Origin of the sequence: Bacillus sp. SD088 (assembly GCF_017355205.1) — a bacterium.
Taxonomy (GTDB): Bacteria; Bacillota; Bacilli; order Bacillales; family Bacillaceae_C; genus Lederbergia.
Genome location: NZ_JADIJK010000014.1, coordinates 114,411 through 135,373, shown reverse-complemented (window position 1 = coordinate 135,373; position 20,963 = coordinate 114,411). Strand labels below are relative to the sequence as shown.

Annotated in this window: 18 protein-coding genes and 1 other annotated feature; of the genes, 17 read left to right on the top strand and 1 reads right to left on the bottom strand. The window is 38.8% G+C overall.

All coding sequences use genetic code 11. The features are described 5' to 3' along the window. Window positions 1-2: 2 nt before the first annotated feature. From IPU53_RS13890 to ysxE, 7 genes are all read left to right on the top strand, one after another. Window positions 3-830, top strand: a complete 828-nt coding sequence (locus tag IPU53_RS13890; RefSeq protein WP_207451616.1) for a cytochrome c biogenesis protein — start codon at window positions 3-5, stop codon at window positions 828-830. 33 nt (window positions 831-863) lie between these two features. Then, window positions 864-1,802, top strand: a complete 939-nt coding sequence (gene hemC, locus IPU53_RS13885) for a hydroxymethylbilane synthase (RefSeq protein ID WP_207451615.1) — start codon at window positions 864-866, stop codon at window positions 1,800-1,802. Continuing rightward, window positions 1,792-2,604 carry a uroporphyrinogen-III synthase gene (locus IPU53_RS13880; protein WP_207451614.1) on the top strand — a complete coding sequence of 271 codons (813 nt, stop codon included), beginning with the start codon at window positions 1,792-1,794 and terminating at the stop codon, window positions 2,602-2,604. The genes hemC and IPU53_RS13880 overlap by 11 nt, the downstream gene beginning before the upstream one ends. After that, entirely contained in the window at window positions 2,588-3,556 is a 969-nt protein-coding gene (gene hemB / locus IPU53_RS13875; protein WP_207451613.1) for a porphobilinogen synthase, read from the top strand. The genes IPU53_RS13880 and hemB overlap by 17 nt, the downstream gene beginning before the upstream one ends. A gap of 270 nt (window positions 3,557-3,826) precedes the next feature. Then, window positions 3,827-5,116, top strand: a complete 1,290-nt coding sequence (gene hemL / locus IPU53_RS13870) for a glutamate-1-semialdehyde 2,1-aminomutase (protein WP_207451612.1) — start codon at window positions 3,827-3,829, stop codon at window positions 5,114-5,116. A 177-nt stretch (window positions 5,117-5,293) separates the two neighbouring features. After that, a complete protein-coding gene (locus tag IPU53_RS13865; protein ID WP_207451611.1) occupies window positions 5,294-6,742 on the top strand; it encodes a LysM peptidoglycan-binding domain-containing protein in 1,449 nt (482 codons plus the stop codon). 99 nt (window positions 6,743-6,841) lie between these two features. Next, window positions 6,842-7,876, top strand: coding sequence for a spore coat protein YsxE (gene ysxE, locus IPU53_RS13860; RefSeq protein WP_207451610.1), 1,035 nt, complete (start codon window positions 6,842-6,844; stop codon window positions 7,874-7,876). 16 nt (window positions 7,877-7,892) lie between these two features. Here ysxE and IPU53_RS13855 read toward each other — a convergent pair whose 3' ends face one another. Continuing rightward, a complete protein-coding gene (locus IPU53_RS13855) occupies window positions 7,893-8,084 on the bottom strand; it encodes a hypothetical protein (RefSeq protein ID WP_207451609.1) in 192 nt (63 codons plus the stop codon). 163 nt (window positions 8,085-8,247) lie between these two features. On the opposite strand from IPU53_RS13855, the gene hpaB reads away from it, so the two are divergent. From hpaB to mreD, 10 genes are all read left to right on the top strand, one after another. Then, complete coding sequence (gene hpaB / locus IPU53_RS13850) at window positions 8,248-9,699, top strand: 4-hydroxyphenylacetate 3-monooxygenase, oxygenase component (protein WP_242698293.1); 1,452 nt, start codon at window positions 8,248-8,250, stop codon at window positions 9,697-9,699. A gap of 212 nt (window positions 9,700-9,911) precedes the next feature. Next, window positions 9,912-10,257, top strand: a binding site (T-box leader). Between the two features lie 70 nt (window positions 10,258-10,327). Then, complete coding sequence (locus IPU53_RS13845; RefSeq protein ID WP_207451607.1) at window positions 10,328-12,967, top strand: valine--tRNA ligase; 2,640 nt, start codon at window positions 10,328-10,330, stop codon at window positions 12,965-12,967. 67 nt (window positions 12,968-13,034) lie between these two features. Beyond that, complete coding sequence (locus tag IPU53_RS13840; protein ID WP_207451606.1) at window positions 13,035-14,384, top strand: bifunctional folylpolyglutamate synthase/dihydrofolate synthase; 1,350 nt, start codon at window positions 13,035-13,037, stop codon at window positions 14,382-14,384. A 455-nt stretch (window positions 14,385-14,839) separates the two neighbouring features. After that, window positions 14,840-15,583: a prepilin peptidase gene (locus IPU53_RS13835; protein WP_207451605.1), complete on the top strand. Its 744-nt coding sequence runs from the start codon at window positions 14,840-14,842 to the stop codon at window positions 15,581-15,583. Between the two features lie 126 nt (window positions 15,584-15,709). Then, a complete protein-coding gene (locus IPU53_RS13830) occupies window positions 15,710-16,726 on the top strand; it encodes an SPOR domain-containing protein (RefSeq protein ID WP_207451604.1) in 1,017 nt (338 codons plus the stop codon). 168 nt (window positions 16,727-16,894) lie between these two features. Further along, entirely contained in the window at window positions 16,895-17,452 is a 558-nt protein-coding gene (locus IPU53_RS13825) for a Maf family protein (RefSeq protein WP_313886497.1), read from the top strand. Between the two features lie 48 nt (window positions 17,453-17,500). Then, complete coding sequence (gene radC / locus IPU53_RS13820; protein ID WP_207451635.1) at window positions 17,501-18,172, top strand: RadC family protein; 672 nt, start codon at window positions 17,501-17,503, stop codon at window positions 18,170-18,172. A gap of 170 nt (window positions 18,173-18,342) precedes the next feature. After that, a complete protein-coding gene (locus IPU53_RS13815; protein WP_207451600.1) occupies window positions 18,343-19,362 on the top strand; it encodes a rod shape-determining protein in 1,020 nt (339 codons plus the stop codon). Window positions 19,363-19,543: 181 nt separating this feature from the next. Beyond that, the gene (mreC, locus tag IPU53_RS13810; protein ID WP_207451598.1) at window positions 19,544-20,410 is read left to right on the top strand and encodes a rod shape-determining protein MreC; all 867 of its coding nucleotides are present in this window, start codon (window positions 19,544-19,546) and stop codon (window positions 20,408-20,410) included. Further along, on the top strand, window positions 20,407-20,928 hold the full coding sequence (gene mreD, locus IPU53_RS13805) for a rod shape-determining protein MreD (RefSeq protein ID WP_207451596.1): 522 nt from the start codon (window positions 20,407-20,409) through the stop codon (window positions 20,926-20,928). The genes mreC and mreD overlap by 4 nt, the downstream gene beginning before the upstream one ends. Window positions 20,929-20,963: the final 35 nt, after the last annotated feature.

The following is a 20,963-nucleotide window of genomic DNA, read 5'->3' as shown; positions in this document are numbered from 1 at the left end:
AGATGAATTCACTCATTATGGTTAGATTACCTGAGCTTATTATTGTCCTTTATGCTTTATCGATCTTATTTTATTTTATTGATTTTATTGGACACAACCGGAAGGCAAGTCAGCTTGCCTTCTATCTGTTATCAATTGTTTGGTTATTACAAACAATTTTTTTGTTTTTCTATATGTTCTATACAGGAAGGTTTCCAATCCTTACCCTTTTTGAGGGACTTTATTTTTATTCATGGGTATTGATTACGTTATCCTTAGCGATTCATAAAATTTCTAAAGTCGACTTTACCATTTTTTTTACAAATACTGTTGGCTTCACGATCATGACGATCCATGCTTTTGCACCTGGGCAAATGCCTGCAATGGCTGATCAGCTTATTTCAGAGTTATTATTTATTCATATAACCATGGCTATTTTTTCATATGGGGCATTTACATTATCTTTTGTGTTTTCACTTCTATATTTATTGCAATACAAACTATTAAAAGAGAAAAAATGGTTCAAAACTCTTTGGCGTTTAGGAGATTTAAAGAAATTAGAGCGTCTGTCCTATGTTTTAAATGTTATTGCTGTGCCTATCCTACTATTAAGCTTGATTCTTGGCTTACAATGGGCATTAATAAAGCTTTCAGTGCTTCAATGGTATGATCCTAAGATTATTGGGTCTTTTTTAGTAATCATAATCTATGGAATTTGGCTGTTTTTACGATTAAAAAGAGAAACCAGTGGGAAACGCTTAGCCCTTTGGAATTGTGCAGCCTTTTTAATTCTTTTAATTAATTTCTTTTTAGCTAGCCGTATCTCTACTTTTCATATTTGGTATCATTAAAAAATGAAGTTATTTTTAAAGGAGGAAATATAGGTGAGAAAAATTGTCATTGGGTCGAGAAAAAGTAATCTCGCCCTAAAGCAAACCAATTGGGTGCGAGAACAATTAGAGCAGATAGGAGGACCTTTTGAATTTGAAATTAAGGAAATAACGACAAAGGGAGACCGGATTTTAGATGTCACGCTTTCAAAGGTGGGGGGGAAAGGTCTGTTCGTCAAAGAAATTGAGCAAGCGCTTCTTGATGGAGAGATTGATATGGCTGTTCATAGCATGAAGGATGTACCAGCCGTTCTCCCGGAAGGGTTGATCATTGGTAGTGTTCCCGAACGAGAAGACTGTAGGGATGTCTTCATTTCCAATCAACATATTCGATTAGAGGATTTGCCGACAGCTGCGGTTATTGGGACTAGTAGTTTAAGGAGAAGTGCGCAAATTTTGGCGATTCGTCCTGATCTTGAAATTAAGTGGATAAGAGGCAATATTGAAACCCGTTTATCGAAATTAAAAACGGGGGATTATGATGCAATTATCTTGGCTGCAGCTGGATTAAAACGGATGGAGTGGGATGAAGATATTATTACAGAATATCTTGAGCCGGAAACCTGTTTGCCTGCGATTGGACAAGGTGCATTAGGGATAGAGTGTCGGGAAAATGATGAAGAATTGCTCGGGCTTCTTAGTGAACTAACTTGTGAAACAACGGCGCAAACAGTGGAAGCAGAGAGAGCGTTTCTCGATAAAATGGAAGGAAGTTGTCAAGTACCAATTGCTGGTTTAGCGAAGTTAGTGGATAAAAATCAAGTACAACTAACGGCATTAGTCGCTTCGCCAGATGGAAAAAAGATTTATAAAGAAACACTTAAAGGCGAGGAGCCGAAATTAGTTGGAGAACAAGCTGCTTCCCTTTTGAGTGAACAAGGAGCGAAGAAATTAATTGACCAAGTAAGGGAAGATTTAGCCAATGAATCATAGGCACAAGCCCTTAAAAGGACAACATGTTTTAATTACTAGGGGTGGAGAGCAAGGAGAGCAGTTTTCTTTGGATGTGGCTTCAGCTGGAGGTATCCCTCATATGCTTCCTCTTATTGACTTTCGAAGATTTACAGATCCAAATCAAGCTTATTATCTTCACCATCTGAGAGAATATGACTGGGTTATCTTTACAAGTAAAAATGGTGTTCATTATTTTTTCGAGCAGCTGAAAAAGCATGTGGATGATGTTTCCGTCTTAAGTCAATCGATTCAGTTTGCTGTTGTTGGTGAAAAGACAAAAGAGGCTTTAGATCGCTATCATATTGCTTCATGCTTTATGCCACATATATTTACGGCAGAAGATTTCGTTCAAGAGTTCTTTCAAACTGGATATTCAGCTCAAAAAGTACTTATTCCTAAAGGGAATATGGCAAAGCGAACGATTGCGGAAGGCTTTTGGAGTCGAGGGATTTTAGCGGATGAATGGATTGTATATGAAACTTTTTATCCTCCTGGGCAGAATGATCAATTACTGAAATTAGTAAAAGAAGATACTTTGGATGTTGCCACTTTCACTAGTCCCTCAACGTTTAATCATTTTATGAAAATCGTGAAACAGCCGTTCAAACGGCACATAGATCGATTGATTATCGCTACCATTGGGACAGTAACAAAACAAGTGATAGAAAATGAGGGATATCACGTGCAGATTTGTCCCGAGAAGTTTACGATGGATGATTTATTTCAAGAGATATACAATTATTATCAAGAACAGGAAAGGAAAGATGAATATGAATTTTGATCGACATCGACGTTTGCGAAGCTCTGCAAATATGAGAGCGCTAGTTCGTGAAACCTATTTAAGATCAGAGGATTTTATCTATCCTTTGTTTATTGTCGAAGGAGAACAGCAGAAACAGGAAATTTCCTCTATGCCAGGGATCTATCAAATCTCACTTGACTTAATGAAGCAGGAGCTCGATGAGATTGTTAAGCTTGGAATTAAAGCGGTCATCCTATTTGGTGTTCCTGTAGAAAAAGATGCATGTGGGACTGGGGCTTACCATGATCATGGGATTGTTCAAGAAGCAACACGTGAAGTGAAGAAGCATTATCCAGAACTACTTGTTGTTGCAGATACTTGCCTTTGTGAGTATACAGACCATGGGCATTGTGGAGTAGTAAAAGATGGGGAAGTCCTTAATGATGAAAGCTTAGAGCTTTTAGTCAAGACTGCTGTGAGTCAAGCGCAAGCAGGCGCGGATATTATTGCTCCATCTAATATGATGGATGGTTTTGTAAGCTCTATACGCCAGGGGTTGGATGAGGCTGGTTTTAAAGAAATTCCAATTATGTCCTATGCTGTGAAATACTCTTCTGCCTTCTATGGTCCATTCCGAGAGGCGGCCAACAGTGCGCCACAGTTTGGGGATCGAAAGACCTATCAAATGGACCCGGCTAACCGTTTGGAAGCATTAAGGGAAGCAGAGTCGGATATCGCAGAAGGAGCCGATTTTCTTATTGTAAAGCCGGCACTTTCCTATATGGATATCATTCGCGATGTAAAAAATGAATGTAACTTGCCGATTGTTGCCTATAATGTCAGTGGGGAGTATTCTATGGTGAAAGCTGCAGCTGCAAATGGCTGGATTGATGAGAAAGCAATCGTGCTCGAATCATTAACAAGTATGAAAAGAGCTGGCGCTGATTTAATTATTACATACTTTGCTAAAGATGTAGCCAGCTGGTTATGAAATGCGAAAGCGCCTTGTTCAGCGATGTACAAATTTGGATCATAAAGTTGAACGGCTAAGAACGCGCCGTCCTGGCGCAACGCCGTTCTGACCAACATCCTGTTGGCCTGAGATAAAGGAAACACGATGAGCCTGAAAGGTGAATCGATGTTGACTTATCGTAGGAAGAAGACGTAAATTTGCTAATCGCTAGGCGCTGTAGCTAGACAACGCGACGAAGTCTAACACTAAATAGAATGGAAAAATAAAACATAATTGGAGGTATATGACATGCGTTCTTATGAAAAATCTCGCAATGCATATGAAAAAGCCATACATATGATGCCTGGTGGTGTGAATAGTCCAGTCCGCGCGTTTAAATCGGTTGATATGGACCCGATTTTTATGGAAAAAGGAAATGGCTCCCATATCCATGATATTGATGGCAATGAATATATTGATTATGTGCTCTCATGGGGGCCACTCATCCTTGGTCATGCAAATGAGCGGGTTATAGAGGCTTTGAAAAAAGCAGCAGAAAATGGTACGAGCTTTGGTGCACCAACCATTTTGGAAAATAAGTTAGCAGAACTTGTTATTGAAAGAGTTCCTTCCATTGAAATGGTCAGAATGGTCTCATCGGGAACAGAAGCGACGATGAGTGCATTACGAGTAGCAAGGGGATATACTGGTCGTAATAAAATATTAAAGTTTGAAGGATGTTACCATGGTCATGGTGATTCCCTCTTAATTAAAGCAGGTTCAGGGGTGGCTACGCTTGGATTACCTGATAGTCCCGGCGTTCCAGAAGGGATCGCTAAAAATACAATAACAGTTGCTTATAATGATCTTGAAGGAGTTCAAGCGGCATTTGAGCAATTTGGAGAAGATATAGCAGGTGTGATTGTAGAACCTGTAGCCGGAAATATGGGAGTAGTCCCTCCTAAGCCTGGGTTTTTACAAGGACTTCGTGAGCTGACGGATGAATATGGTTCACTTCTCATTTTTGATGAAGTGATGACTGGGTTCCGAGTAGGTTATAATTGTGCTCAAGGGTACTTCGGTATTCTTCCTGATTTAACTTGTTTAGGCAAGGTAATAGGCGGGGGACTGCCTGTAGGAGCTTTTGGTGGCAAAGCTGAGATTATGGAAAAAGTCGCTCCAAGTGGACCAATATACCAAGCTGGGACTTTGTCTGGAAATCCAATTGCCATGACTGCCGGCTATGAAACACTCATTCAATTAACACCTGAATCCTACCAGGAGTTTGTCCGAAAAGGGGATATGTTAGAAGCGGGATTAAAAACAGCCGCAGAAAAGCATCATATTCCTCATACGATTAACCGAGCTGGCTCGATGATTGGTCTCTTTTTCACGAATGAAGATGTATATAATTTTGATAAGGCAAAGACGTCTGATCTGCAATTATTTGCAGCCTATTATAAAGAAATGGCCAATCAAGGTGTCTTTTTGCCACCATCTCAATTCGAAGGTATTTTTCTTTCTACAGCTCACTCTGACGAGGATATTGAAAAGACAATACAAGCCGCAGAACGGACATTTGCAAAATTAAAAAGTTAAAGAGGATGTTCAAAAAAGTCTGGTAAAATGACACTTCGTATTTCTTCGTCCTTTTTGAACACGCATTTTAAAGAAAGAATGGCACCCCGCCATTCTTTTTCTTTTTTCATAAATAACCAATAACGGTCATAGAGTATAGGGAGTAATATTTTCATTGGAACGAAAGGAGGAATGAATTTGCCTGATCGCCAACAAACATCGCTTAAATTTCCATTGGAGGAAACGGTTTGGTTTGAAAAAGGACATGAAGTTGAGGATCTTTTATCCATTTCATTGGATCCTACTATTAACATACTGGATGAAGAAGAATTTGTTGTATTAAAAGGAACCCTTGAACTAAGTGGAGAGTATAATCATTCTCCTGGAAATGATACGGTGACGGAAGTTCCAGAGAGCAATAGGCATTATATACAGAATGTAGAAATCAGAAATAATGAAATTGGTGAATTTTCTCATCGCTTTCCCATTGATATCACAATCCCGAAAAGAAGGATTGCCGATATTGGAGAATTGGAGATTGAGATTTACTCATTCGATTATGCTTTACCAGAAAAGAATCGCCTCCAAGTACTTGCAGATATTTATATTAACGGCTTATATGAGGATAAGGAAGAAGTGATCTTAGATGCTGCTTCATTACAGGAAGCAAGTGAATCGATCGAATCAACTGAACCGTTATTGGAGGAAGAAGACAGACAAGAGTTGAATCAGGTGGTACCGGACGCAACTTTACCTGAGGAAGATGATGATCAGGATGTAGAAAGAGAAGAAGAAAGAGAAGAAGAAAGGGAAGAAGAAAGAGAAGAAGAAAGGGAAGAAGAAAGGGAAGAAGTTGCGATTGAGGTCTTCCAAGAGCCAGAAGATACTGAGGAACTAAAAACTGCTTCAGAAAATGAAAATGAGTTATATGAATCGTTTGAGGTAGAAGCAAGAATTTTACCTGAGCTCGAAGAAAATAATGATGAGAAAGAAGAGAATATGTCTCCCTTCCAGCATCAGCTTCCAAATCTGCATGAAAATACGCCGGAAGGGAATGATCCAAATCAGGTGATAGAAATAAAAGCAGAGGAGGAGGACGAGGGAAATTTAGCGCCAAGCGGCTTAACTGATTTAGATACAAGAACAGATGTAGACACTACTGAAGAGCAACAGATGGAACAAGAGGATGAATTACAAGAGGTAGAAAAAACGCTTTCTACTTTGTTTCGCCAAGTACCAAAATTAACATTAGACGCGTTTAAAGAGGAAAGTAACGTTCAGGAGGAAGAACAGCGGGAGCCAGAATCATCGTCCATTTATTTTGAAGAATCATCATCTCCCCAAGCGGTTGAATCAAGTGGCCTGATGGAATCTAAGGAAGAGATGAGCAGCAAGAAAAAGAAAAAGAAAGATAAGTACCAATCGATTTCATTTGCTGATTTTTTTGCTAGAAAAGAGGAAGAATCTGTTAGCAAAATGAGAGTTCGTTTAGTCCAGCAAGGTGACTCTATTGAAAATTTAGCAGAACAATATAATTGCACCACGCAACAACTATTAAGAGCAAATCAATTAAATGAAAGTGATGAAGTGCATGAGGGACAGGTATTGTATATTCCCACAAAAATTCATCCATTGAAAAGAAAGTAGAGGATGACATCTGTCGTCCTCCCTTTTTCTGATCGCAAACTATTTGTGGAGAGATAATCAAGGTTAGGCTTAGGGAATGAGAGTAAAATGGGTGATGCTATGGATAATAAATCATCAAAAAAAATAGAGAGCTTAGTAGAGTCGTATGGGTTAACATTGCGATTTGCGGAAAAGCAGGGAAAGGTTTTTAAAGTATATACAGATAAAGGAGAATTTGCTTTAAAACGAATGGTTGCCAAACATGGGCTAGATTTCTTATCCTATATTCAACAATTATACCAACAAGGCTATAATCGCATTGTACCTATTTATCCAACATTAGATGGTCGCTATGCTATTTTGCAAGGAAATTCCCTTTATTACTTAATGCCATGGTTGGACAATAAAGAGAGAGAAGGACATGTACAAAAGCATCTTGATCTTTTCCGTGAATTAGCACGGATTCATTCGATAACCGTACGCGAAGTTCCTGTTCGTGCCGAAGAGCGAGAAGAGCATTTTGAACGGATGGGTACACGATGGGAGTTAGAACAAGATGTATTAGAAAAATTTATCCAACAAAGTGAAAGACAAATGTATATGTCACCGTTTCAAGTCCTATTTTGTACGATCTACAGCGAAATTACAGGGGGCCAACGTTACGCCATTAACAAGTTAAAAGAGTGGCATGAATCGACTTCTGAAGACACCACAGCTAGAAGTGTCGTCATTCACGGGAAATTATCGAATGAACATTTTCTTTATGACCATAATGGGATTGGATATTTTACTAATTTTGAACGAACGGGAGTTGCTTCCCCTATCCATGATTTATTGCCTTTCTTGGATCGCGCCTTCCAAACGCGCCCTAAGGCATTTGATCATGGAATGGAATGGTTAGATGCTTATTTCCGCTATTTCCCCTTTACTGCGGATGAAATGCTTTTGTTTTTAAGTTACTTGGCTTATCCAAGCTCTGTCTTCGCCACCATTGAGCAATACTTTGCTAGTGAAAAAGAAAAGAATGAAATGAAGCTTGTTCAACAATTACAGAGACAGTATTGGCGAATGAAAAATACAGAGTATGTTGTGATGAAATTGGAAGAGAGAGAGCAGCAAAAGAAAGAACAGAATACAGCGCCCCCTTCCGAGTAAAAAGTGGAAGGGGCTTTTAGATCCATTCAAAATGTAGGCTAAATGCTGCTGTAATTAAGATAATTAACAGAAAAACATCTAAAATAGTCGGGAAAATGAGTGTGCGAATACCTTGGAAAATACAAATGGGTATAACGAGCTGGCGACAGATTGCCTTCAGATTTCTCATCGAATTTTGAAAAGCATACGTATTAAATCTTCTTTTCATATCCTCACCTTCTATCTAATGACTTTACCTTAATTTATGTAGAGGTGTTTTATTCTGTGCCTAATCTTCCATAATAGTCCACCAAACAATCCGTCCTCACATTTCTTAATTAAATAGCTGCATTGCATAATCATTTCATATGATCAAAGAAGGAGCGATTGTTATGACGATTTCTGGTAAAGATTTTATCAACAGAATCGATCATTTAAAAAGTGATATCTGGGTTGATGGTAATAAAATAGTGGGAAAGGTGTCAGAGCATCCTGCCTTTCGAGGGGTCATGAAAAGCAAAGCCCAGTTATTTGATATGCAAAATGATCCTGCTTTAAGAGATGTGTTTACGTTCATTTCTCCGAAAACAGAAGAAAGGGTAGGTTTTTCCTACCATCAACCGAAAACGAAGGATGATTTATTATTTCGTCAAAAAGCAACAGAGCTGTGGGCTCAGAAGAACTTTGGCTTATTAGGCCGATCTCCTGATTACGTAAATACCGGAATGATGGTATTGGCTGCTGCTCACCAGCTTTTTGGTGCAAAGGATAAAAAATTGGGTGAGCATATCCTCCAAAATTATGAATCCGCGATGGATCAGGATCTTACTTTTACACATACCTTTATCAATCCTCAAGTGAACCGGTCTATTAGTTATTTAGAGGATTCAGATTCAGAAGCAAATATTGCGGCAAAGGTCATTGGAGAGAACAGCGAAGGAATTATAATTCAAGGAGCTAGATTGTTAGCAACACAAGGAGGGATAACCGATGAAATCTTGGTTTTACCAGCTGGGGGTAATTTTATTGAAGATGCTTATATCTATGGGTTTACAGTCCCTTCAAATGCACAAGGTTTAAAGTTCATCTGCCGAGAATCATTTGTGAACGATGAAGGCTCCTCTTTCAATTATCCTCTTGGATCACGATTTGAAGAGATGGATTCGATCGTCGTATTTGATCATGTTCTAGTTCCTTGGGAAAAAGTTTTTTTATACAAAGATATAAATATTGCGCATCGATTTTTTTCAGAGGCTAATTTTAATACGATGCTACTGTTTCAGGCAGTTGTGAGAATGATTGTAAAAACAGAATTTATATTAGGATTAGCAGAATCCGTAGTAGAAGCCATTAATATTGGAGAATACCAGCATATACAAGATAAAATGAGTGAGATTATCGCAGCACTTGAAATTATGAAAGGACTTCATTTGTCTTCACAAGTGAACGCGGAATTGGATGAATGGGGAACGATGATTCCAGATGCAAAACCATTACAAGTTGCCATTCACTATTATCCAAGGGTATATCCTCGTTTGGTTGAAATTCTGCAATTATTAGGTGGAAGTGGACTTATTTTACTCCCAGCTGAAAAAAGTTTTGAATCTCCTATTCGTAAGTATATTGATACTTATTTACAAGGCTCCAATTCTACTGCTGAAGATCGTGTCAGGTTATTTCGGCTAGTCTGGGATTTATGCATGAGTGCATTTGGAACAAGACAAACACATTATGAACGATTCTTTTTTGGTGATCCTGTCCGATTGGCTATGGGTCTTTACAATGGGTATCCCAAAAATGAATATATGAAGAGGGTAGGAACGTTTCTTAGGGAGAATAAATAATAAAAGTGGAAGAGTGATGTGCAAAAAGCATGAAAAGAATGCTATTTTAGTACTAATGTCGGCGGCGGTCACAGCAATTGTCATCAACGTCTGTAAATTAAAATTAACTTTGCAGGAGTAATTTTTTTAGAAATAGCCTAAAATGTAAATGGACATGGAAAATGATTGACATCATCCCCCTTTATTCGCTACTATAGAGTAAATCAAATTGTATAAATGCTTTGATAGGGAAGAGTACTTTGGATCGTTACTTACAGAGAGGAAAATCAGTGGTGTGAGATTTTCTAAGTAGCCCTAAGGGAAGGTCGCCCTTGAGCAGCTTTCATGAATTGGATAGTAATGCTTGTTCAAATAAAAGGATACAAGACAAAGAAATTAACGGTGTGCTGTCTCGAGTTAAGGAAAACAAAACACGAAAATTTCGTATCCGACTTTTTGGATCTCCCTAATAGTGAAAGCCGGCAAAATTGTCGTTAATTTATGAAGTGCTAGGCCTTTAGTGTAATGTGGGCTTAAGCAAAAAGGTGGTACCGCGAATCTGCTCTCTTCGTCCTTTTGACGAAGGGGGCTTTTTGTATTTAAAAAAGGATGTCAGCAGTCTTAGCGAATAGTAAAAAGGAGAATTTAAATGGAAAATATAACGATGTCGACAAAATATGAACCACAGAAAATTGAACAAGGACGATACGATTGGTGGGTGGAAGGGAAGTTTTTTGAAGCGCTAAATGATGTAAATAAGGAACCTTACACGATCGTAATTCCTCCCCCGAATGTTACGGGAAAACTTCATTTGGGGCATGCTTGGGATACAACTTTACAAGATATTTTAACGCGGATGAAAAGAATGCAGGGGTATGATGTTCTATGGTTACCTGGAATGGATCATGCTGGGATTGCTACACAAGCGAAAGTAGAGGAAAAGCTGCGTGAAGAGGGAAAAAGCCGATATGATCTCGGAAGAGAGAAGTTTTTAGCAGAAACTTGGAAGTGGAAAGAAGAATATGCCGATTTTATCCGCAAGCAATGGGCGAAACTGGGGCTGGGCCTTGATTATTCGAAAGAGCGATTTACTTTAGATGAGGGGCTATCTAAAGCAGTTCATGAAGTATTTGTCACGCTGTACAAAGAAGGTCTCATCTACCGAGGCGAATATATTATTAATTGGGACCCAGCAACAAAAACAGCCTTATCTGATATTGAAGTCATTCATAAAGATGTTCAAGGAGCCTTTTACCATATGAACTATCCACTTACAGATGGTTCAGGATTTATTGAGATTGCTACAACGAGACCTGAAACGATGCTTGGAGATACAGCTGTAGCGGTCCATCCAAGCGATGAGCGCTATCAGCATTTAATTGGAAAGACAGTGAAACTTCCGATTGTAGAGCGGGAAATTCCCATCGTAGCTGACCATTATGTTGATATGGAGTTTGGTTCAGGTGCTGTTAAAATTACACCAGCTCATGATCCGAATGACTTTGAAGTTGGAAATCGCCATAATTTAGAGCGTGTACTCGTCATGAATGAAGATGGGACAATGAATGAGAATGCTGGCAAATATCAAGGCATGGATCGTTTTGAATGCCGTAAACAAATCGTAAAAGACTTACAAGCAGCTGGAGTACTATTTGAGATTGAAGACCATCTTCATTCTGTTGGTCATTCAGAACGTAGTGGTGCCGTTGTAGAGCCATATTTATCCACACAATGGTTTGTTAAAATGCAACCATTAGCTGAAAAGGCGATCGAACTTCAACAAAGTGAAGAAAAAGTTCATTTTGTCCCTGAGCGTTTTGAAAAAACCTATATGCACTGGATGGAAAATATTCATGATTGGTGTATTTCTCGTCAGCTGTGGTGGGGACATAGAATTCCGGCCTGGTATCATAAAGAAACAGGAGAAATTTATGTAGGACATGAGGCACCGGCAGATGAAGAAAACTGGGAACAAGAACAAGATGTATTGGATACATGGTTTAGCTCCGCTCTCTGGCCCTTTTCCACAATGGGCTGGCCTGATACAGAAGCGGATGACTTCAAACATTATTATCCAACTGATTGCTTAGTAACAGGATACGATATAATTTCCTTCTGGGTATCGCGAATGATTTTCCAGGCGAAGAAATTTACAGATCAACGACCTTTTAAAGATGTTTTAATTCATGGATTAATTCGTGCTGAAGATGGACGTAAGATGAGTAAATCGCTTGGAAATGGGATCGATCCAATGGATATTATTGACAAATATGGTGCAGACACACTTCGCTATTTTTTAGCAACAGGCAGCTCACCAGGTCAAGATTTACGTTTCAGTATGGAAAAAATTGAATCAATCTGGAATTTTGCCAATAAAATTTGGAATGCCTCCAGATTCGCTTTGATGAATATGGATGGAATGACATATGAAGAAATTGATTTAAATGGTGAGCAGTCCGTAGCGGATAAATGGATATTGACTCGCTTAAACGACACCATTGAAGCAGTTACGAAACTAGCTGAAAAGTATGAATTTGGGGAAGTTGGTAGAGCCTTATACAACTTCATTTGGGATGATTTCTGTGACTGGTATATTGAGATGGCAAAACTACCTTTATATGGTGAAGATGAAGCGGCGAAAAGAATGACCCGCTCAGTTCTAGCACATGTTTTGGATCAGACACTACGCCTTCTTCATCCAATTATGCCTTTTATTACAGAGGAAATATGGCAACATCTACCTCATAGTGGCATGTCGATCACAGCCAGTGAATGGCCTAAAGCTGATGAACGATATATGGATCAAGAAGCAGTAAGTGAAATGAAATTACTGATGGACATTATTCGTTCGGTTCGTAATATCAGAGCAGAAGTCAATACACCGATGAGTAAACAAATCAATCTTATGTTAAAAGCAAAAGACGGGAAGGTTTTAAAAGCTTTAGCAGCGAATAAACAATACATCGAAAAGTTCTGTAATCCACAAAATCTAGAAATAGGCACAACTATAGAGATGCCAGAAAAAGCAATGTCAGCTGTGGTGACAGGAGTAGAATTATTTTTACCATTAGCGGGTCTCATCAACATCGAAGAAGAGCTTGCTCGTTTGCAAAAAGAATGGGATAAATGGAACAAAGAAGTAGAACGGGTACAAAAAAAGCTAGCGAATGAAAGATTTGTTGCAAAAGCTCCAGAAGCTGTAGTCAACGAAGAAAGAGCAAAAGAAAAAGATTACCTAGAGAAAAAACAAACAGTAGAAAAAAGAATCGCAGAATTAAAAGCAATGTAATAAATGAGCGGGGTTGTTTTAAATATCATCCAACAATCCCGCTTTATACAGAACAGAAGGTGTGAAGTTGATACATACATATACAGAAGCACTTAATTGGATCCATTCACGGCTTCGACTAGGGATAAAACCAGGACTAAAACGTATGGAATGGATGCTCAGCCGTCTTGAAAATCCTGAGAAGATTCTTCGGGTGATCCATGTAGGAGGGACGAACGGAAAGGGATCTACTGTAACTTATATGCGTTCGATCCTAAATGAAGCTGGATACTCAGTGGGGACATTTACCTCACCTTTTATTGAACAATTTAATGAGCGGATTAGTATCAATGGAAAACCAATTGATAACGATGAAATCACTGCATTAGTGAATGTAGTCAAGCCAATTGCAGAGGAAATAGAACAAACGGAACTAGGACCAGCGACAGAATTTGAAGTAATCACAACGATGGCGTTTTATTATTTTAGTGAAATCCAAAGAGTGGATGTTGCTTTATTTGAAGTAGGTTTGGGGGGAAGATATGATTCCACCAATGTCATTCGACCTGTTGCTTCCGTCATTACAAATGTTGGCATGGACCATATGCAAATATTGGGTAATACAATTGAAGAAATTGCTTACCAAAAGGCTGGTATCATAAAACCAAATATTCCTATATTTACTGCGGCACAAGATAAGCGTGTTTTATCTGTGCTAAAGCAAGAAGCTATACAGCAAAAAGCTCCATTTTATCAAATAGGCGAGGATTTCCTTATAACGGAATATCATCCCATTGAGCATGGAGAACAATTTAGCTATCAATCGAAATGGGCCTCATATGATCACTTACAAGTATCATTGTTGGGGCGGCATCAAACAGAAAACGCAGCAGCGGCTTTAGCAGCATTATCCTATTTGCAATCTATAGGGCAGCTGAATATACGAGATGTTGAGTTCCGAGTCGGGTTACAAAAGGCCTTTTGGCCAGGAAGGCTAGAACGCTTATATGACCGACCTCTGATCTTCATTGATGGCCCACATAATGTACAAGGCGTACAAGCCTTCAAATTAGCAGTGGAGACGCATTTTCCAAAAGAAAAAATAAAGCTGGTATTTACGGCATTAAAAGATAAAGATTTAACAGATATGTTTACAGTTATTAACTCGATGAATGTTGATCTTTATTTAACTGAGTTTGATTTTCCAAGAGCGGCATCGGTAGAAGAATTACAAGCTAAATCAAGTAATACAGAAGCTCACTGTAATAAAGATTGGAAAAATCTGATCCGAACATTGGTTTTATCAGCGAAGGAGACGGATATCTTAGCGATTACTGGTTCTCTATATTTTATCTCAGAAATAAAACCCTTTTTGAAAGAAATGATTCAGTTAAGAATGGAAACTGGTTCATCCTTTGATCTTCCAAAAGAGAAATAAAGTGAAACTTCAATCAATGGGGATTTTTCGATGTAGAGGATGTGCTAGTGCAGAGGTGTGATTGTCGTCGCGAACTTAGCCTGTTACCTCATCCTCCACTGATTTCAGAGGATCACAGGCTAAATCCCCGCCGTCCTAGTGGTGGTCTCGCCTGCACTTGTACGTCCACTACGTGGTGTCTTTGTGAACAGCATCTTGTTTGCCTGAACGAATCGGGCTTTTACTCAAAAAGGCGAAAGTGCCTGTCTAGCGACGTACAAATTTAAATGTTTCTGACAAGTTAAAGGAAACACGATGAGCCAAAAGGGGTGACTTGTCGCAAGCAGAAACCGCAAATTTGCTAGGCGCTGGAGTTAGATACGGGTAGTGTCTCCCCATCTACGCTTCTCCGTATTCTCTATAGTGCTGAGGTGGGGGGATTACTGCCCGTTAATGCGGGATAAAGGCGGTGAAAAATGAAAATTATTATTTTTGTTTATGCTCTTATCTTGGGATCATTTTTGAATGTGGTGGGATTGAGAGTTCCTGCCAAACAATCGATTGTGAAGCCTCCGTCAGCCTGCCCTGGATGTGGAAAAACACTAACAGTTTTTGAGTTAATTCCTGTCCTGTCATTTCTGCTTCAGTGGGGAAAGTGCAAACAATGTAAGCAGCCGATTTCTCCTTTTTACCCGATTATGGAATTAGCCACAGCTCTTTTATTTGTCTATGCCTATTCAAGGATTGGTTGGGCATTTGAATTAGTAATTGCATGGACCCTAATTACATTATTTGTCATTATTTTTATTACAGATATAAAGTTCATGCTTATTCCCGATAAAATCCTCGCTTTTTTTGCCATCTTATTTATCGTCGAACGAATGATTCAGCCTCTACAACCGTGGTGGGATTCGTTACTAGGCGCAGCCGTCGCGTTTATTCTACTAATGCTTATTGCGATTCTATCAAAAGGGGGAATGGGGGGAGGAGATATTAAGTTATATACAGTACTAGGACTTGCGCTTGGGACGAAATTTATGCTTATTTCCTTCTTTTTTGCCAATATTCTTGGCGCAATAATTGGGATCATCGGTATGGCTTGCGGATTTTTTGAAAGAAAAAAACCCATTCCTTTTGGTCCGTTTATTGCAATCGGAACCCTCATTACCTACTTTTACCATCAGCCTATCCTAACATGGTATCAATCTCTATTCCAATAGAGTATGTTCAAAAACTCTACTAAAAAAATTGACGAAAACCTTTTTTTCCTAGACGACAAAAGTTTCGTCTTTTTTTTTGGGTTGTATGATAGCATGAGGAAAATAACTGGGCGGGAGGTAATAGGAATGACAAAAGAAGATGGACAACAATCAACAATTAAAATCAAATTAAATGGAAAAGAACGCCCTTTTGAGGAAAAAACGGTTGTGCATGATTGGCAAGCAGCTTCTGAAGAAACATCCGCAGCCTCATCAGAAGAAATGCTCGATGAAGAGGAGTTCGAATGGATTCTACCAAATGAAGAGGAGCCAGAGATTCCAGAATTTAAAGTGAATCATCATACCGAATCGAAAAAACGTCCCAATATTCATAGATTCGGCAATGGTCCATTTACATTAGGGATTAAAAGAACAATCATATCTTTTGTACTAGCTATAACGGTAGGATTATTGCTCGGGACTTTCTTCTTGCAGATCATGAAAAGAGAAGATATACAAGCAACCACAACTGCACAGAACCAAGTTGCTGCAGAAGATAAGTCAGGAGAAGAGAAAAACCCTGGTGCGGATTACGAAGCAACACTGCCAGCAATGGCTGTCCCTGTTTTACAAGCGGGGGTTTATTCATCAAAGGAAAATGCTGAATCTGCAGCGAAGGAATTAACCAATCAAAACTATGCTACAACGATTTTAGAGATGGATGGAAAATATAATGTATTTATAGGAGTGGCAGGAGAACTTCAAGAAGTAGAATCGTGGGAAAAAAATGTAAAAGAGAGCGGTTTAGATGTTTTGGCCAAAGAGCTGTCACTAAAGGAAAGCTCGATCAAGCTTGCATCCAAAGAACAAGCAGAACAGCTTTTAAAAGAGGTAAATTACTTTAAAACTGTTGCTGGAGAAGCGGTAAAAGGAGAAGTGGGAGGGGATGTAAACGAGAAAGTATCGCAGAATGGTTTACAACTAATAGACTCCTATAAGGATGGAGTATATCAAAATGAGGAAGCGGTAAATTTGCAAGAGCAATTACAAGCTGCTTTAAAAGGTCTCGAAAACTCCTCAGAAAATAAAGAGGAAGCAATAAAAGTTCAACAATCTTTACTAAATTACATTACGATCTACTACCAATTAAGCAGCCAATCTTAGTGAATGGCTGCTTTATTAAGCTCATCATTGCGGTCTCGTCGATTGTCGCTTTATTTTCATATAATTAGCGTCTCTACCTGCTTGTTTCTTTCTTGTTTTCTTGGTAAGATAAGGCTATGTATCTCCCAATCTTGAGAAAGGTAGGACAACCACATGAGGAACCTCATCTTGGCTTCAACTTCACCCCGCAGAAAAGAACTTCTTCAAAAAATAAACATTCCATTTACAACTTTTTCACCAAATGTCGATGAATCTATTAGTCGAAATTACCCGCCAGAAGAGATGGTCATGATGTTATCCTCTCGCAAAGCGAATGTAGCCGCTCAACAATTTCCTTCTTCTACTATTATTGCTGCAGACACGATTGTTGTTGCAAACGAGAAAATCCTCGGTAAACCCACTGATAGAAAAGAAGCGAAACAAATGCTATGGAACCTTTCGGGGAAGAGGCATTTTGTTTACACAGGTGTTACATTGCTCAATGAACAGCAGATAGAACGTTTTTATGAAAAAACAGCTGTTGATTTTTGGCCATTAACTGATCAAGAGATTGAAAAATATTTAGATAGTGGTGAACCATTTGATAAGTCAGGAGCTTATGGGATTCAGGGTTTAGGTTCCTTGTTCGTCAAATCTATTGAAGGGGATTATTATTCTGTTGTAGGTCTACCGATCTCCCGATTATTTCGTCTTTTAATGGAAAAGAGACTTGTTCCTTATTCATAAACATCTATAATAATAAGGAGGAGTATATTGGATACGAAAAAGGCGTTAATGATTAGAGATTTTCCTATCGCAGACCGTCCGCGTGAGCGTATGGTTAAGACAGGTCCACAAAGCTTATCTACTCAAGAAATTATCGCAATTCTTTTAAGAACAGGGACAAAATCAGAATCGGTCCTTCAACTTGCTAATCGTCTTTTAACAAAATTCGATGGTCTCATGTGGCTAAAGGAGGCAGCTTTTGAAGAACTAGTAAGTATTAAGGGAATTGGTCAAGCGAAGGCTGTTCAACTAGTGGCTGCTGTTGAACTAGGACGAAGAATTAGCAACTTAACATATGATGATCGCTATGTAATCAAGAGCCCTGAGGATGGCGCCAATTATGTAATGAATGACATGCGTTTTCTCACGCAGGAACATTTTGTCGTCCTATATTTGAATACGAAAAACCAAGTGGTGCACCGACAGACAATTTTTATTGGGAGTCTGAATGCGTCTATCGTTCACCCTAGGGAAGTGTTTAAGGAAGCGTTCCGACGGGCGGCAGCCTCGGTTATCTGCTTTCATAATCATCCATCAGGCGATCCAACACCTTCACGTGAAGATATTGAAGTAACCAGACGCTTAGCGGAATGTGGGAAAATGCTAGGGATTGAAGTATTGGATCATTTAATAATCGGAGATAAAAAATATGTCAGCATGAAAGAAAAAGGATATATGTGAGACTGTTATTTTGAAAAAGGTTAAGATATAATAATACTGGCGTTTTGAATAATTATGTAAGACTAAGTAGATCAAGTCTGTATAAAATACGAAAAATCGTGAATTTTGCCACATGAATTGTAGGAAGATGTCGTACAAGACATATGGCATGGGAAAGGGAGATACATACAATGTTTGGATTAGGTACGAAAGATCTAGGGATTGATTTAGGAACGGCTAACACCCTAGTGTTTGCAAAAGACAAAGGAATTGTATTACGAGAACCATCTGTCGTTGCATTACAAACGGACACAAGAAAAATTGTTGCAGTGGGAAATGATGCAAGAAATATGATTGGTCGTACACCGGGTAATATTATTGCCTTACGTCCAATGAAAGATGGTGTCATTGCTGATTATGAAACGACTGCGTCTATGATGAAGTATTATATTAATCAAGCTCTTAAGGGGAAGGGAATGGGCGGAAAGCCGTATGTAATGGTTTGTGTTCCATCAGGTATTACGGCTGTAGAACAAAGAGCCGTTCTTGATGCAACAAGAGAAGCAGGAGCACGTGATGCTTATCCAATCGAGGAGCCTTTTGCTGCAGCAATTGGTGCTGATTTACCAGTGTGGGAACCAACAGGAAGTATGGTTGTTGATATTGGCGGCGGTACAACCGAGGTCGCTGTGATCTCTCTTGGTGGAATTGTTACAAGCATGTCGATACGTACCGCTGGAGACAATTTCGATGAATCGATTATCGCCTACATTCGTAAAAAGTATAATTTATTAATTGGGGATCGTACAGCAGAAGCGATCAAAGTAGAAATTGGCTCAGCCGGAGAAGTAGAAGGACTCGCACCAATGGAGATTAGAGGTCGTGATTTACTTACAGGTTTACCAAAGACAATTGAGATTTCAGCTGAAGAGATTTCTGGTGCGCTTAGTGATACTGTAACAGCTATTGTCGATGCGGTGAAGAACACATTGGAAAAAACGCCGCCAGAATTAGCTGCAGATATTATGGATAGGGGAATTGTTTTAACAGGCGGAGGAGCTTTATTACATAACCTGGACAAGGTAATGGGTAAAGAAACGGAAATGCCTGTGTTAATTGCCGATGAGCCACTTGATTGTGTTGCGATTGGAACAGGAAAGGCTTTAGAGCATATTGACCTATTTAAGAATAAAGCTAAGGATTCTAGATAAGGAAGATGCGCCGGTTCTTGCTACTGGCGCTTCTACTTTTAGGCCACAAAGACATGGGTCAGAACGGCGTTGCGACGTGCATGTGAAGGGACAAGACGTTGCGTTTTGAGCCTGTCTTACTTTTTGAACTTCTTTTACTATAGCTACGTTATTTCCGCTTTGAAAGTTAGAGGTGTATGGGATGCCCCATTTTTTTCTAAATAAACGTCTAATCATATTATTAGTTAGTCTTATTATCCTGGTTTCGCTTATCGGTTTTTCTTTGAGGGATAAGGATAATATTTCAAAACCTGAGCAGTTTTTTAAAGATGTGGTTGGTTTTGGTCAATCAATTGTTGCTAGACCGGCTCATGGTATTGCCAATTTCTTTGAGAATGTAGAAGATTTAAAAAATACATATACTGAAAATAAGAAACTAAAGTCACGATTAGAGGGTTTAGCGAAGTTAGAAAAGGAAATTGCTGATTTAAAAAAGGATAATAAGGAATTAAGGAATGTCCTTGATAAAACAGATGATCTACGTGAATATGAAACAATTCAATCAACCGTTATTAGTCGAAACCCTGAAAGATGGGACGAAAAATTCATTATTAATAGGGGAACGAACAGCGGGGTGGACACAGAGATGGCTGTGATCACTGCAAAAGGGTTAGTTGGAAAAGTGATAAGTGTCTCCAAAATGACGGCGACAGTTGAGTTATTGACATCAGAAAATACACAAAATAGAGTATCAGCTGAAATACAAGGAAAAGAAGACATCTACGGGTTGATAAATGGGTATGATGCCGACAAAAAGCTATTATTAATGAAGGACATCCCGGTTGATAAAAAATTAAAAGAAGGACAAAATGTAGTTACCTCTGGGCTTGGCGGGGTCTTTCCAAAAGCACTTGATATTGGAAAAGTAAAATCGGTAGAAATGGATCGTTTTGGTCTAACCCAAATTGCTTATATTGAGCCATCAGCTCAATTTTATGATTTTGAACATGTTATGGTTGTCGCACGCACAATGGGGAAGCAAACCGATTTAGATGAGGGGGAAGAATGATGCAACGATTGATTCTTCCTCTTCTTTTAACAGTATGCTTTTATTGTGAAAGTGTTTTTGTCGAGCTAACTCCACCTGGAACAATTAAAAACGATATTCTATTGGTCCCTCATTTTTTGTTAGTCCTCTTGATTGTTATGGGGATTTTCTATCTGCGAAACCGAACCCTGATTTATGCAGCGATTTTTGGTCTTTTATTCGATGTGTATTATACGGAGATTATTGGTGTTTATTTATTTCTACTCCCAATTGTTGTCTATTTAGCTTCTAAGATGGCTAAAGTGGTCCAAGTAAACATTCTTACCACCTTTTTTATTGCTCTTTTATCTGTGGGAATAGTTGAATTTGTTGTATATGGTTTGAATGTATTTGTACTTCAGCATAATATGGGGATTCAGGAATTTCTAAATCGAAGACTATGGCCTACACTGATCGTCAATCAAATCTTTTTCTTGATTATTTATTTTCCATTTAAAAAATTATTGACGCAACGTAAAAAGATTGAACTGCATGAATAAAAATCTTGCGCTTTTCTTAAAAAAGAGGGTTTTTT